At 66.9% G+C, this 14,858-nt stretch carries 13 protein-coding genes; 5 read left to right on the plus strand and 8 right to left on the minus strand.

The features are described from left to right. Positions 1 to 4: 4 nt before the first annotated feature. Positions 5 to 862 (plus strand): 3-mercaptopyruvate sulfurtransferase, encoded by an 858-nt coding sequence (sseA, locus tag IE101_RS11635; protein ID WP_189634003.1) that lies wholly within the window; start codon positions 5 to 7, stop codon positions 860 to 862. 4 nt (positions 863 to 866) lie between these two features. Next, a complete protein-coding gene (locus tag IE101_RS11640; protein WP_189634004.1) occupies positions 867 to 2,048 on the plus strand; it encodes an amino acid aminotransferase in 1,182 nt (393 codons plus the stop codon). A gap of 129 nt (positions 2,049 to 2,177) precedes the next feature. Here the strand turns inward: IE101_RS11640 and IE101_RS11645 are convergent, their stop codons facing one another. After that, complete coding sequence (locus IE101_RS11645) at positions 2,178 to 3,665, minus strand: ammonium transporter (RefSeq protein ID WP_189634005.1); 1,488 nt, start codon at positions 3,663 to 3,665, stop codon at positions 2,178 to 2,180. 31 nt (positions 3,666 to 3,696) lie between these two features. Next, positions 3,697 to 4,035: a P-II family nitrogen regulator gene (locus IE101_RS11650; RefSeq protein ID WP_189634006.1), complete on the minus strand. Its 339-nt coding sequence runs from the start codon at positions 4,033 to 4,035 to the stop codon at positions 3,697 to 3,699. Between the two features lie 261 nt (positions 4,036 to 4,296). On the opposite strand from IE101_RS11650, the gene IE101_RS11655 reads away from it, so the two are divergent. After that, a complete protein-coding gene (locus tag IE101_RS11655; protein WP_189634007.1) occupies positions 4,297 to 6,630 on the plus strand; it encodes a transglycosylase domain-containing protein in 2,334 nt (777 codons plus the stop codon). On the opposite strand, the gene IE101_RS11660 is transcribed toward IE101_RS11655, so the two are convergent. From IE101_RS11660 to IE101_RS11670, 3 genes are all read right to left on the minus strand, one after another. Further along, on the minus strand, positions 6,624 to 7,340 hold the full coding sequence (locus IE101_RS11660) for an LrgB family protein (RefSeq protein WP_189634008.1): 717 nt from the start codon (positions 7,338 to 7,340) through the stop codon (positions 6,624 to 6,626). The two genes, IE101_RS11655 and IE101_RS11660, sit on opposite strands and share 7 nt — an antisense overlap. Beyond that, positions 7,337 to 7,693, minus strand: a complete 357-nt coding sequence (locus IE101_RS11665; protein ID WP_189634009.1) for a CidA/LrgA family protein — start codon at positions 7,691 to 7,693, stop codon at positions 7,337 to 7,339. Before IE101_RS11665 ends, IE101_RS11660 begins: the two co-directional genes overlap by 4 nt. Positions 7,694 to 7,759: 66 nt before the next feature. Further along, positions 7,760 to 8,221 (minus strand): GNAT family N-acetyltransferase, encoded by a 462-nt coding sequence (locus IE101_RS11670; protein ID WP_189634010.1) that lies wholly within the window; start codon positions 8,219 to 8,221, stop codon positions 7,760 to 7,762. Positions 8,222 to 8,357: 136 nt separating this feature from the next. On the opposite strand from IE101_RS11670, the gene smc reads away from it, so the two are divergent. Beyond that, positions 8,358 to 11,813, plus strand: coding sequence for a chromosome segregation protein SMC (gene smc / locus IE101_RS11675; RefSeq protein WP_189634011.1), 3,456 nt, complete (start codon positions 8,358 to 8,360; stop codon positions 11,811 to 11,813). Then, positions 11,810 to 12,166: a hypothetical protein gene (locus IE101_RS11680; RefSeq protein WP_189634012.1), complete on the plus strand. Its 357-nt coding sequence runs from the start codon at positions 11,810 to 11,812 to the stop codon at positions 12,164 to 12,166. The genes smc and IE101_RS11680 overlap by 4 nt, the downstream gene beginning before the upstream one ends. A 65-nt stretch (positions 12,167 to 12,231) precedes the next feature. Here the strand turns inward: IE101_RS11680 and IE101_RS11685 are convergent, their stop codons facing one another. Genes IE101_RS11685 through IE101_RS11695 form a run of 3 tightly spaced genes read right to left on the minus strand, consistent with a single transcriptional unit; the run spans position 12,232 to position 14,653 of the window. After that, a complete protein-coding gene (locus tag IE101_RS11685; protein ID WP_189634013.1) occupies positions 12,232 to 12,783 on the minus strand; it encodes an MOSC domain-containing protein in 552 nt (183 codons plus the stop codon). After that, a complete protein-coding gene (gene cbiB / locus IE101_RS11690) occupies positions 12,780 to 13,691 on the minus strand; it encodes an adenosylcobinamide-phosphate synthase CbiB (protein ID WP_189634014.1) in 912 nt (303 codons plus the stop codon). Before cbiB ends, IE101_RS11685 begins: the two co-directional genes overlap by 4 nt. Next, the gene (locus IE101_RS11695; protein WP_189634015.1) at positions 13,688 to 14,653 is read right to left on the minus strand and encodes a threonine-phosphate decarboxylase; all 966 of its coding nucleotides are present in this window, start codon (positions 14,651 to 14,653) and stop codon (positions 13,688 to 13,690) included. The genes cbiB and IE101_RS11695 overlap by 4 nt, the downstream gene beginning before the upstream one ends. Positions 14,654 to 14,858: the final 205 nt, after the last annotated feature.

A 14,858-nucleotide genomic window follows, 5' to 3' on the forward strand; every position in this document is an offset into this window, starting at 1 on the left:
GCCGATGACTGCCTTCAAGGACGACCCGAAAACGCTTGTTTCCACCGAATGGCTGGCCGCGCATCTGCGCGACCCCGATCTGCGGGTGCTGGATGCCAGCTGGTATCTGCCCGATGCGGGTCGCGACGCGAAGGCGGAATATGCCGCTGGCCATATCCCCGGTGCGCGGTTCTTCGACATTGATGAAATCAGCGACCAGCGGTCGGCCCTGCCGCATATGGCGCCGCCGGTCGAGAAATTCATCAGCCGCATGCGCGCCATGGGCGTGGGCGATGGGCATCAGGTGGTGGTCTATGACGGGGCGGGGCTGTTTTCTGCCGCGCGTGTCTGGTGGCTGTTCCGCCTGATGGGCAAGACCGACATTGCCGTGCTGGATGGTGGTCTGCCGAAATGGCGTGCCGAGGGGCGCGAGATCGAGGATATGCCCCCCGTGATGCGCGACCGCCATATCACCGTCAGCCGTCAGGCCGGGCTGGTGAAGGACGTGACGCAGGTCGCCCATGCCAGCAAGCTGGGCGAGGCCGAGATCATCGACGCCCGTGGCGCCCCGCGCTTCCGTGGCGAGGTGGCCGAGCCGCGGGCGGGTCTGCGGTCGGGGCATATTCCGGGGTCAAAGAACCTGCCCTTTGGTCAGGTGCTGAACGCCGATGGCACAATGAAAGATGTGAACGGTCTGCGCGCCGCCTTTGAGGGCGCGGGCGTGGATCTGTCGAAACCGGCGATCACCACCTGCGGGTCAGGGGTGACGGCTGCGATCCTGGCGCTGGCGCTGGAACGGATCGGGCACCGGAATTGGTCTCTCTATGACGGATCGTGGGCCGAATGGGGCATGTATGACGATCTGAAGGTCGCGAAAGGGTAAAGCGATGCTGGAAGCACTGAAGGCGCAGCCGCAGGACAAGATCCTGCAACTGATCCAGATGTTCAAGGATGACCCCCGGTCGGACAAGATCGACCTGGGCGTGGGCGTCTACAAGGATGCCACCGGCCTGACGCCGGTGATGCGCGCGGTGAAGGCGGCGGAAAAGAAGATCTGGGATACCCAGAACACCAAGACCTACACGGCGCTGACGGGTGAGCCGGGCTATAACACCACCATGCGCGAGCTGATCCTCGCGGGGGCAGTGGCGGGGGATCGCCTTTCCTCGATCGCGACGCCGGGCGGCACCGGGGCAGTGCGCCTGGGCATTGATCTGGCCAAGATGGCAAATCCGGGCGCAACGGTCTGGGTGTCGAAACCCACCTGGGGCAACCATATCTCGATCATCAAGTTCGTGGGCCTGCCGGTTGCCGAATACCGTTACTTCGATGCCGCCGCCGGCGAGGTCGATTTCGCCGCGCTGATGGAGGACCTGGGTCAGGTCAAGGCGGGCGATGTCGTGCTGCTGCACGGATGCTGCCACAACCCGACGGGCGCCAACCTGACGCTGGACCAGTGGCGCGAGGTCATCGCCCTGCTGCAGGCCAAGGCCGCGCTGCCGATGGTCGATCTGGCCTATCAGGGCTTTGGCGATGGTCTGGACCAGGACGCCGAGGCGACCCGTCTGATCGCGCAATCCTTCCCGGAAATCCTGATTGCCGCTTCGTGCAGCAAGAACTTCGGCGTCTATCGTGACCGTGCGGGCATCCTGATCGCGCTGTCGGCCGATGCGGAACAGGCCAAGATCACCCAGGGCAACCTGAACTTCCTGAACCGCCAGACCTACAGCTTCCCGCCCGACCATGGCACCCGCACTGTCATGACCGTGCTGGAAGATGACGCCCTGACCGCCGACTGGAAGGCCGAGCTGGAAGAGACCCGCAACGGCATGCTGAGCCTGCGCGAACAGCTGGCGGAAGAGCTGCGGAAGGCCACCAATTCGGACCGCTTCGATTTCGTGGCACGTCACCGCGGCATGTTCTCGCTTCTGGGGCTGACCGAGGCGCAGGTCGCCCGCCTGCGCGAGGAATTCGGGATCTACATGGTCAGCGACTCCCGCATCAATATCGCCGGTCTGAATACGGTGACGGTGCCGATCCTGGCCCGCGCGGTGGCGGCCGTCCTGTAACACGGCGGCAATTCGGAAAGTGGAAAGGCCCGGAGGAAACTCCGGGCCTTTGCCATTGCGCCGTGGGAGGAGGCCCGGCGCCGCGCGGATGCGGGGGGGCAGGGAGGAGCCCACCCCCGCGCGCGCCGATCACATGTAGTAGGCGCGTTCGCCGTGTTCCGCGATGTCCAGACCTTCGCGCTCCACGTCTTCCTTGACGCGCAGGCCCATGGTCAGGTCCACCAGCTTGAACAGGATGAACGACCCCACACCCGAGAAGGCCAGCGTGAATGCGACGGCCTTGATCTGCGCCATGATGGCGGTCGAGGCGACGTATTCGGCCACTTGCAGGGTGCCCGGCTGGCTCAGGTAATCCGGGATGCCCGCACCGCCGAGGGCAGGGTTCACCAGGATGCCGGTGCCGATGGCGCCGATGATGCCGCCGATCCCGTGGACGCCGAAGACATCAAGCGAGTCATCCAGTTTGAACGCGTTCTTCACATAGGCCACGAAGAGGAAGCACAGCACCCCGGCCACCAGGCCCAGCACGATCGACCCCATCGGCCCGGCAAAGCCCGCGGCGGGGGTGACGGCAACCAGACCGGCCACGACGCCCGACACCAGACCCAGCAGCGAGGGTTTGCCCTTCATCGCCCATTCGATGAACATCCAGGCCACGCCACCGGCACCAGCCGCAACGAAGGTGTTCACGATGGCCAGCGAGGTGATCGCGTTGGCTTCGAGGTTGGAGCCCGCATTGAAACCGAACCAGCCGACGAACAGCAGCGAGGCACCGATCATGGTCATGGTCAGCGAATGGGGCGCCATCGATTCACGGCCAAAGCCGATGCGCTTGCCAACAAGGATACAGCCCACAAGGCCCGCGACCCCGGCGTTGATATGGACCACGGTGCCACCGGCAAAGTCCAGCGCGCCCCAGTTCCACAGCAGGCCATTGGCAGCCAGATTGGCGGCAGCGGCTTCGGCAGCGGCGGTATCACCCGCGGCCTGCGCGATCAGCAACGCGGTCTGTTCCTGGGCCAGGTAGTCCGGGCCGCCCCACCACCAGACCATGTGGGCCATCGGGAAGTAGATCAGCGTCACCCAAAGCACCACAAAGACCATCAGCGAGGAAAACTTGATGCGTTCGGCAAAGGCGCCGACGATCAGCGCCGGGGTGATGCAGGCAAAGGTCATCTGGAAGGCGATGAAGGTGAATTCCGGCAGATAGACGCCATTGGTGAAGGTGGCGACCTTCGAATTCACGTCAACGCCCGCAAGGAACATCTTGGAAAAGCCGCCGACGAAGGTGTCGAGGCTGCCGCCATAGGTGAAGGCCATCGAATAGCCGTAAGTCACCCAGATGATCGACACCAGCGCGCAGATCGCAAAAACCTGCGTCAGCACCGACAGCATGTTCTTGCTGCGGACAAGGCCGCCGTAGAACAGCGCCAGACCCGGAACGGTCATCAACAGCACCAGCACCGTCGAGATCGACATCCAGGCCACATCGCCGTTGTTCACCGATTGCTCGAACGTATAGGGCGCCAGCGGGGCCGCAGCCTCCTGCGCCCACAGCGGCAGCCCGGCCAGCGCACCAAGCGCGGCGAGGCCGGAAATCTTCGTCACATTTTTCATGGTTTGTTTTTCCCCTTCCACCCTTGATCGCTCAGAGCGCGTCGTCGTCGGTTTCGCCGGTCCGCACGCGCACGGCATGTTCCACGTCGAGCACGAAGATCTTGCCGTCACCGATCTTGTCGGTCCGCGCGGTCGATCGGATCGTTTCCACAACCTGTTCGGCGAGGTTGTCTGCGACGACGATTTCCAGCCGCACCTTCGGGACGAAATTCACGGCATATTCAGCGCCGCGGTAGATTTCGGTATGGCCCGACTGCGATCCGAAGCCCTTGATTTCGGTCACCATCATGCCGCGCACGCCGATGGTGGTCAGCGCCTCACGGACCTCCTCCAGCTTGAACGGCTTGATTGCTGCGATGATCAGTTTCACCTGCATCCCCTTCTCTGGCGAATGGCCCGCTGGGGGCCTTGCCTCGACAGGAAGCCGGGAGCAGGGACGATTGCACAAGAAATCCGCCCAGCAGAAAGCGCCGCAACCGGGGATTGATGCACATTTTTTGCACAAATTTGAAGCTGAGTTTAAAAAATAGGCAGTATCGAAGCGCGAATCGTTCTCGCTGACACTCCACATTCCTGCCGTTGCGGAGTAAGATTTTGGCAAAACCAAGGCGCAAGAGCAGGCGTATCAGGCATGAGTGGAACGGGAAAATGGGGCACGCCCCTTGTCGCGGACCGGCGCTATCCGCCGTCGGGCAAGGGTGGCTCGGGCGGTGGCGGCAAGGGCCGGGGGCCGGGTAGCGGCACGGGTGGCGGCAAGCGCACGCCCCCGCCGCGCAAACCGCAGCCGCCCCGCAAGGCCGCACCGCGCAAGGCCCGCGGGCCGCGCAAGCATGGCCTGATCCTGACGCTCGTCCTCGGGCTGCTGTCGCTGATCTGGCGGGTGGTCTGGGGCATCGGCTGGCGTGTCACGGCGCTGGTGGCGCTTGTGGTCTTTGGGGCCTCTTTCATCTTTTACCAACAGTTGCCGCCGGTATCGGACCTTGTGGATGCGCGCGCGCGGGGGTCGGTCACGCTGCTGGATCGCGACGGCCAGGTCTTTGCCTGGCGGGGGGAAACCTTCGGCGGGATGATCGATTCCGACCATGTTTCGCCCTATCTGCGGGATGCGGTGGTCGCGACCGAGGACAAGCGGTTCTACAACCACTTCGGCATCAGCCCCCGGGGTATCGCCAGTGCGGTTCGCATCAACCTGAGCGAAGGTCGCGGCCCGCTGGAGGGCAACGGCGGGTCGACCATCACGCAGCAGGTGGCCAAGCTTTTGTGTCTGGGCGTGCAGTATGACCCCGCAAAATGGAAGACCGAGGCCGATTATGAAGAGGATTGCCGCGGCGGGGGCGTCTGGCGGAAGGTCAAGGAAATTCCCTTCGCCATGGCGATGGAGGCCAAGTATTCCAAGGCCGAAATTCTCACGATCTACTTCAACCGGGCCTATCTGGGTGCCGGTGCCCGCGGGTTTGAGGCTGCAGCACAACGCTATTTCGGCAAATCGGCCAATCAGGTGAACGCGGCCGAGGCCGCGATGCTGGCGGGGCTTTTGAAGGCGCCGTCGCGCTATGCGCCCACGAACAACCTGCAACGCGCGCAGGATCGGGCGAATGTCATCATCGGGCTGATGCAGGAACAGGGCTATCTGACCACGGCCGAGGCGGATGCCGCCCGCGCCAACCCTGCCCAGCTGTCCGAGGCCGCGGCCAAGAATGCGGGCGGATTTTTCGCCGATTGGGTGATGGAAAGCGGCCCCACCTTCCTGACCAAGGAAACGACCGAGGATGTGATCATCCGCACCACGCTGGACCAGCAGCTTCAGCGCAAGGCCGAAGAGGCGCTGGCCGATGTCTTTGCCACCAAGGTCAAGGAGGGATCCGAGGCGCAGGCGGCGATTGTGGTGATGAGCGCGGATGGCGCGGTGCGCGCCATGGTGGGCGGTCGCAAGATCGCGGCGGCCGGCAGCTTCAACCGCGCGACGCAGGCGCTGCGCCAGACCGGATCGACCTTCAAGCCCTTCGCCTATGCGGCGGCGCTGGATCTGGGCTACAGCCCGTCGGACTATGTCGAAGACACGCCCCTGACCATCAACATCAAGGGCTCCGGCCCGTGGACGCCTGTCAATTATGACAAGAAGTTCAAGGGGATGATCACGCTGACCCAGGCCCTGGCCGAAAGCCGCAACATTCCCGCCGTCCGCATCTCCGAGGCGGTGGGGCGCGATGTCGTCCGCAAGGTCGCGGCCCAGTTCGGGCTGCAAAGCGATCTGGCCGCAGGTCCGGCGCTGGCGCTGGGGGCATCGGAAAGCACGCTGCTGGAGATGACGGGCGCCTATGCGGGCATCCTGAACGGGGGGTCCTCGGTCAAGCCCTATGGTCTGGTCGGGCTCAAGCTGCAGGGCGAGGAGACCGACATGATCGGCCAGGATGGCGGGATCGGTGAACGCGTGATCCGCCCCGAGGCGGCGCAGCTGCTGACCTATATGTTGACCCAGGTGATCGAGCGCGGCACCGGCACCCGCGCCCGGCTGGGCGATCATCCGGTCGCGGGCAAGACCGGCACCACCAATGCCGCGCGCGATGCCTGGTTCATCGGCTTTTCGGCGCATTACGTGACCGGGGTCTGGATGGGCTATGATGACAACCGCCCGCTGACCGGGGTCACGGGCGGCGGTCTGCCGGCCGAGATCTGGCATGAGGTGATGGCGCGCATTCATGAAGGGGTGCCGCCCTCGCCTTTGCCGATGATCGTGCCGGAACCGCGCAATGCGCCCCCGGCCGGGGTCAGCCCGAGCGTCTTGCAGGGCGATGCGGCGCCGACGGCGACGGCAAACCCCGGTGCGCCTGTGCCCGCACCGGCACCGATGCAGGCTCCCGCCCAACCGGGCGCAGGCCAGCCCGGCGCCCCGGCGCCGCAGGGCGGTGACCCGTTGCAGGATGCCTTGGAGGAGGCGCTGGGGTCGATCTCGGGCGTTTACTGAAAGAGCGACAGCACCCATGGGGCTAGAATGGCGGTCAGAACCGCGTTCAGCCCCATGCCCAGCCCGGCAAAGGCCCCAGCCGTCGGATGCACCTGAAAGGCGCGGGCGGTGCCGATGCCATGGGCGGCCACGCCCGTGGCAAAGCCCCGCGCCCGCCAGTCGCGGATGCCAAGCGCATTCAGAAGCGGCGTCGCCGTGATTGCGCCGATGATCCCGGTCAGGATGACCAGCACCGCCGTCAGCGTGGGCGACCCGCCCAGCTGTGCCGAAATCCCCAGCGCCACCGGGGCCGTGGCCGATTTCGGCGCCAGCGAGGCCAGCGTCTCGCCCCCGATCCCCAAGGCTGAGGCGATGCCAAGCGCCGAAACGACGGCGACCGTCGATCCCGCCAACAGCGACGCCAGCAGGGGTAGGGCCGCCTTTTTAACATGGCCCAGATTGTCCCACAGCGGCAGTGCCAGCGCGACCGTCGCCGGACCCAGCAGGAAATGCACAAATTGCGCGCCCTCGAAATAGACCGGATAGGGTGTGCCGCTGCCCCAGAGAACCCCGGCCAGCACCAGCACCGCGATCAGCACCGGGTTCACATAGGGCCGCCGCCCCGCCGCCTGAAAACAGGCATGTCCCAGGGCATAGGCCGCCAGCGTCGCCACCAGCCAGACCAGCGGGCCTTGCGCCAGATAGGACCAGATCTCGGTGAAGTCGGTCATTCCCCGACCTCCGTCCCCAGCAGGCGCGCGACCCCGGCAAAGGCCAGCGCCCCGGCCGCGATGGCCGCCACGGTGGACACGATCAGCACCACCGCCAGCGCCGGGCCTTGCGCGGTGATCTTGTCCAGATGGCCGATGACCCCGGTCCCGGCGGGCACGAACAGCAGCGAGAGATGCCCCAGTAACCCCTGCGCCAGCGGCCGCATCACCCCCACCAGCCGGGGGAAGACCGCGAAGGCCACCACCAGCAGCAACATCCCCGTCACGGGGCCGGGCAGCGGGGCGTGGGTCAGGCGGGTCAGCGTCTCGCCGGCCAGTTGCGCGGTCAGCAGGACAAGCAGGGCATGTATCATCGGGGCCTCCGGTCTTTTTGGCAGGTTGCGCCATTCGCCGCCCCGCGAAAACCCCGCATTGTGACGTTAGACCTTGCGCTGAAAGGTGAAACTGGTGGGACGGTCATAGCCCGGATGGGCCGTCGCCCCGGTTTGGACAAAGCCCATGGCGGCAAAGGCCGCGTGGTTTTCCACCAGCTCTACCCGCACCTGCAGCTCCAGCAGTGGCAGGTCCAGTGCCCGGGCGCGGGTGGCGGCATGATCAACCAGACGCCGGGCCAGACCCTGCCCCCGCGCTGCCTCTGCCGTGGCGAGTTTGCCGAGATAAAGCGCCCCCGGCCGCACCGTCAGAAAGACGCAGGCCAGCACCGGGTCTTTGCCGATCCGCCAGACCTCACCCTGCGCGGCCTGGGCGCGGACGCTGTCCTCTGTCAGATCGCGGGCCGAAGAGGGCGGATCGACGCGCCCCTCCATCCCGGCAAAGGCCGCGCGGATCAGCGCCAGAACGGGCGCCGGGTTATCGGTTGGGGTCAGACGCTGGGGCTGCATGGTGGCAGTCTGCGGGGGCAGGGGCTGCGGGTCAAGTTTCTGGGGATAACTCCGCGTGCCAGGCAGGTTTTCCGGGGGCGCAATTGACTCTGCCCTGTCCAGACCGGACGATGCGCCGCCCTGATCGGAGATTCCCTTGCGGTTCAACCGCCTCAGACTGAACGGTTTCAAAAGCTTTGTCGATCCGACCGAGCTTGTCATCCACGAAGGCCTGACCGGCGTCGTGGGGCCGAATGGCTGTGGGAAATCGAACCTGCTGGAGGCGCTGCGGTGGGTCATGGGCGAAAACCGCCCCACCGCCATGCGCGGCGGCGGGATGGAGGATGTGATCTTCGCGGGCGCTGCCACGCGCTCTGCCCGGCACTTTGCCGAAGTCGCGCTGGTGATGGACAACAGCGACCGGTTGGCACCTTCCGGCTTCAACGATGCCGACCAGCTGGAAATTGTACGTCGTATCACCAAGGACGCGGGCAGCGCCTATAAGGCCAATGGCAAGGACGTGCGCGCCCGCGACATCCAGATGCTCTTCGCCGATGCCTCGACCGGGGCGCAATCGCCTGCGCTGGTGCGGCAGGGGCAGATTTCGGAACTGATCAACGCCAAGCCAAAGGCACGCCGCCGGATTCTTGAAGAAGCGGCCGGGATCTCGGGCCTCTATCAGCGGCGGCATGAGGCCGAGCTGCGGCTCAACGCGACGGAACAGAACCTTGCCCGTGTGGATGATGTGCTGGAACAGCTCGCCGGGCAGCTGGCCACGCTGCACCGTCAGGCGCGTCAGGCCGCCCGCTACCGCGAGATTGGCGAGGATCTGCGCCGGGCCGAGGGCATGTTCCTTTATCGTCGCTGGCGCGAGGCCGATCTGGCCCGGGCCGAGGCCGAGGGCACCCTGCGCGAACGGCTGCTGATTGCCGCCGCCGCTGAAAAAGCCGCGCGCGAGGCCACGCGCCTGCGCGAAGTCTCCGAGGCCGCCTTGCCCCCGCGCCGCGAGGAAGAGGCCATCGCCGGTGCCATTCTGCAGCGCCTTGTCGTCGAGCGGGACGCCCTGACCGATCAGGAAACGCGGGCGCGGCAGGTGATCGAAACCCTGAATGGCCGGATCGCCCAGCTGGCCCGCGACATGGACCGCGAAGCGGGGCTGAACCGCGATGCGGGCGAAACCATCGCCCGGCTGGATTGGGAACTGGCGCAGCTCTTGAAGGCGCATGAAGGGCATGAGGATCGCCTGGCCGAAGCGGTGGACACCGCCCGCGAGGCGGGCGCCATCCTGACCGAGCGCGAGGCGCAGCTTTCGGATTGTACCGAGGATATTGCCCGCCTTGCCGCCCGCCACCAATCGGCGCAGCGTCTGGCGCAGGAAACCCGCGCCAGCGTCGACAAAGCCGAGGCCGAGGCACGGCGCGCCCGCGACGCTGTCGAAGGCGCCCGCGAAACGCTTGAACTTGCCGCCGAGGCGCAAGAGGCCGCGGCCTTCACGCAGGAAGAGGCCACCGAACAGGCCATCGCTGCGGAAGAGGCACTGGCCATGGCCGAAGAGGCGCGGGCCGAGGTGCAGGGCCGCGAGGCCGATGCTCGCGCCGTGCGGTCGGCCGCCGAGGGCGAGGCCAATGCCCTGCGGGCCGAGGTGGCGGCTCTGGCCCGGCTGGTCGAACGGGAATCGCGGGCGGGGGAACAGCTGCTGGATCGCGTCACCGTGACCCCGGGGTATGAGGCCGCCTTGGGCGCCGCGCTGGCCGATGATCTGCGCGCGCCGGAACTTGCCGACGGGGGCCGGTCGGGTTGGGCGCTGCTGCCTGCCTACCCCGAGGATCAGCCGCTACCGGATGGCGTGGCCCCGCTGTCTGCCCATGTGACCGTGCCTGCGGTGCTGCAGCGGCGGATCAGCCAGATCGGGCTGGTGACGCAGGACAGGGCCGAAGCGATGCAGCTGCATCTGCGCCCCGGCCAGCGACTGGTGAGCCTTGAGGGTGATCTTTGGCGCTGGGACGGGTTCCGTTCGGGGGCGGAAGATGCGCCCTCGGCCGCGGCGCTGCGGTTGCGGCAGCTGAACCGGCTGGTGCAGCTGAAGCGCGATCTGGAGGATGTGGCCGCCCGTGCCGATGGCGCCCTGCAGGCGCATGAGGCATTACAGGCCCGCCTGACCGAACTCGCTCGCGCCGATCAGGCCGCCCGTGATGCCCGCCGCGCCGCCGATGCCCGCGTAACCGAGGCGGGCCGCGCCTTGGCGCGGGCCGAGGCTGACCGTTCTATCGCCGCGGGCAAGCTGGAGGCCGCGCGGCTTTCAGTCAGCCGGTTCGAGGATGAGGCCATGGCCGCCCGCGCCCGCGCGGCCGAGGCCGAGGCAGGCCTGACCGACTTGCCCGATCTGGAGGCCGGGCGGGCGCAGGTCGAACAGCTGAAGCTGGCGGTTGAGGCTGCGCGCATCACCATGATGTCGGCCCGCGCCCAGCAGGATGAGGTGCGCCGCGAAGGCGAGGCCCGCGTCCGGCGGCGGCAAGAGGTGCAGAAGGAAATCTCGGGCTGGCGGCACCGTCTGGAAACGGCCGAAAAGCGCAGTGCCGAGCTGGCCGAACGCAAGGCCGAGGCCGAGGCCGAACTGGTCGAGGCGCGCGAGGTGCCCGAAGAGATCGCCATCAAGCGCGAGGATCTGGCCGAGGCGATCGACAGCGCCGAAACCCGTCGCCGGGCCGCCACTGATGCGCTGACCAAGGCCGAAACCGCCCTGCGTGAGGCGCAGATCCGTGAACGCGATGCCGAACGTCTGGCCGGAGAGGCGCGCGAATCCCGCGCCGCCGCCGATGCCCGGGCCGAGGCCGCGCGCCAGACCGTTGCCGCCGCCGCCGACCGTTTGCGTGAGGAGATGGATCTGACGCCCGCACAACTGCTCGACGGGCTTGGCGTGGACCCTGACGGCATGCCCTCGGTCGATCAGCTGGAAACCGAGGTGAACCGCCTGAAACGCCAGCGGGAATCGCTGGGCGCGGTGAACCTGCGGGCCGAAGAGGACGCGCGCGCCGTGCAGGCCGAACATGACGCGCTTGCCAGGGAAAAATCGGATCTGGAAGAGGCGGTGAAAAAGCTCCGCTCCGGCATCCACGGGCTGAACCGCGAAGGGCGCGAACGTCTTCTGGCGGCCTTTGAACAGGTGAACGGGTCTTTTGCCACGCTGTTCACCCATCTCTTTGCCGGCGGCGAGGCGCGGCTGGTGCTGGTGGAAAGCGATGATCCGCTGGAGGCGGGGCTTGAAATCATGTGCCAACCGCCGGGCAAGAAGCTTTCGACCCTGTCGCTTTTGTCAGGCGGGGAGCAGACGTTGACGGCGCTCTCGCTCATCTTTGCGGTGTTTCTGGCCAATCCTTCGCCCATCTGCGTGCTGGATGAGGTGGACGCCCCCCTTGACGACGCTAACGTAACCCGCTTTTGCGACCTTCTGGACGAGATGACGCGGCGGACCGAGACGCGCTTTCTCATCATCACCCACCATGCCGTGACCATGGCGCGCATGGATCGGCTGTTCGGGGTGACGATGCAGGAACAGGGGGTCAGTCAGCTTGTCTCTGTCGATCTCAAGAAGGCCGAGGCGCTGGTGGCATGAAACAGGACTATGTGAAGAACGCGCTGCAGGCGGCAGGCTTTTGCGGCATCGACGAAGACGGCGGCGTGATCTTTGCCCGCGTTGCGGCGCAGGCGCCGGAGTTCCGGGTCGAAGCGCATGAAGGCGGCTGGCGTCTGGTACTGCCCTGGAACGTCCGCCCGCCCGAAGAGGCTATGGAGGATTGGAACGCCCGCATGGGGGTGGCGCGGATGGAGATCCGTCAGGGCGAGGCCGCGCTGGTCATGCCCTGGGGCGGCGCGGAAGACCTGCCCCGCTGGGCCGCCCTTGCGGCCGAGGCCGAGGCGCATTTCATCCGCTGGCGGCGGGGGCGTCGCCCCGCCGAGGGGATGTGACCGAGGGGATGAGACTGGGGGGATGAGACTGGGGGGATGTGACTGGGGGGATGTGACCGGGGGCGTCAGCCGATCCGCTTCAGCCGGTCGCCCACGCGCATCTCGCCGCCCTGTGCCACCGAACACAGCACGCCGCGCAGGCGCAGCTCCGGGTGGCCGGGGGCGGTGATCCAGGCCTTGGCATCGGCGCCATAGCGGGCCTTCCACTTCACGCAGCCATCGTTGAACACATCGCTGACCCGCAAGATCGCACTGCCCGCCTGCAACAGCGTGCCATCCGGCAGATTGGCAAGCGAGGTGTCCAGATCGGCGATGATCGTATCGCCGGGATGGGGTGTGCCGGCCCGATCGCGCCAGACCAGATCCATTACCCGGCTGGGCAGGATCGACACCTGAATCCGCGGATCGCCCGACCCGTCAGGCAGTTTGAGCCAGGGAGCCGTTGTGAAGCGTTCGCCCGGAACCCCCTCCTCGGGTGTGATGGTCAGGCTTTCGGGAAAGCTGCGCTGGTTGAAAGCCGGTCGGAAACAGAGCTGCAGGATGGGCGTATCATCCTTGGGCGCCGCAAGAACATGCGGCAGCGCGGTCATCAGTTCGTCCAGAGAGACGGGGGTCATAGCATCACCATCAGCAGGGCAAAGGCCAGCATCAGACCCCAGGCGCGCCAGAGGGCCGAACAGGCGGCTTCAATCTCGGCCGGGCCAGGGTCGCGCCGCCCTTCGGCATTGACCCAGGGAAAATCCCGCATCTCGCCGTTGTAGCTGCGCGGGCCGGACAAAGAGATGCCAAGAACGACAGCCATTGCCGCTTCCGGCCATCCTGCATTGGGGGACCGGTGCAAAGGCGCGTCCCGCAGGATGACGCGGGCCGCATCAAGCCGCCCATGCGCCAGCGCCAGCAGCAGCGCCGTCAGCCGCGCGGGGATCAGGTTCAGCAGATCATCGAAGCGCGCGGCCGCCCAGCCGAACTGTTCGTGGCGGGGGGTGCGGTGGCCAATCATGCTGTCGGCGGTATTGGTGATCTTGTAGAGCATCAGCCCCGGCAGACCCGCCACCAGATACCAGAAAAGCGGCGCAATCACCCCGTCCGACAGGTTTTCCGCCGCACTTTCGATGGCTGCCCGCGCCACGGCGGGGCCCTCCATCGCGGCCGTATCCCGCCCCACGATCATGGCGACCTTGCGCCGCCCGTCCGCCAAGCTTTGCCTGAGCCCCTCGGCCACGGCGCGGACGTGTTCGACAAGGCTTTTCTGTGCCAGCAGGATCGCCACAACGATCACTTCCAGAACACCAAAATCCGGCAGGACATGCAGCAGCCAGCCAAGCGCCAGCGCGGCGAGGCCCAGCCCCGTCATGGCAATGAAGCCCTTGAGCCGCCGCATCCCGCCCGTGTTCAGCGCCTTGTCCGCGGCGCTGACCGCCCGCCCCATCAGCACCGCCGGATGGGGGAACCGATCCCAGAGCCATTTCGGCTCTCCCAGTGCGGCATCGAGCAGCATCGCGGGAACGAGGATGAGCGCGCTCATGCCGAAACCCCTTGCAGGGCGGTGGCGAGGCGATCCCAGCCTGTTGCGGGGGGCAGGCCCAGCCGCAGCCAGCGGGTGGAATAGGGGAAGATGCGGATCCAGATCCGGTGGCGGGCCAGCGCATCCTGCCAGGCTGCAGCATCGGCCACGTCATAAAGCCGGAAGAGCGTGGTCCCCCCCACGACCTGCGCGCCCCGTGCCGCCATCAGCGCATCCAGCCGGTCGGCATCCTGCGCCAGCCGGGTGCGGGTGGCCGCGGCCCAGGCGGTGTCGTTCAGCGCCGCTGTCCCGGCCGCCAAGGCGGGGCCAGAGACGGCCCAAGGCCCCAGCAGATCGGACAGATGGCCCATCGGCCCGGTCAGCGTGGCGCGCTGACCGATGGCAAAGCCCAGCCGCAGCCCTGCAAGGCCCCAGAACTTGCCAAAGCTTTTCAGCACCACCACGCCGGGCTTTGCGGCCTCGGCGATCAGGCTGCTTTCGGGGGTCACGTCGCAAAAGCTTTCGTCGATCACAGTCAGCGTGCCGCCGATCTCGGACTGCGACCAAAGCCGCCCGTCGGGGTTGTTGGGATGCACCCGCACCCGCACCGGGGCGTCGCCTTCCGTTACCGCGCGCCCCGCCGCGCGGAAGGCGCGGGCGTGTTCGTTATAGGTTGGACCGGGGATCGAGGCCGGGCCTGCGCTGATCGCGGGCATCCGCGCGATCAGGGCCGAAGCACCGGCGGCGGCTATGATCTCGGCGCTATCGGGGATGTTCCAGAACCGGCGCGCGGCGGTCAGCAAACCCTCCATCGCCGCCGAATCGGGCAGGGCGGTCCAGACATCGGGGGCGAAGGCGGGCAGGGGATAGGGATCGGGGTTGATGCCCGTGGAAAGGTCGATCCAGTCGGCCCGCGTGCCGCCATGGCGCGCCGCCGCGCCATCGATGCCGCCGCCGTGATCAGGTTCTTGCGCCTGTTCCATTGCGTGTCTCCCCCCTTGGGCCTCTGCGCGTCCCGCGCCAGATTGCCCATCTGCCGGGCGAAGGCAACCAGCCGCGCCCCCACGGGCGAAGATGCCCCCGCGCGCAGGCGCCGGCTTGTCCGCAGGCGGCGTCTTTCGGCGGGCGGCGTCATCGCCGGGACACAATGCTGTGGCAGATTTGCAAGAACGTCGGAATGCGCCATTT

Origin of the sequence: Gemmobacter lanyuensis, assembly GCF_014652355.1 — a bacterium.
In the GTDB taxonomy this organism is placed as follows: domain Bacteria; phylum Pseudomonadota; class Alphaproteobacteria; order Rhodobacterales; family Rhodobacteraceae; genus Gemmobacter; species Gemmobacter lanyuensis.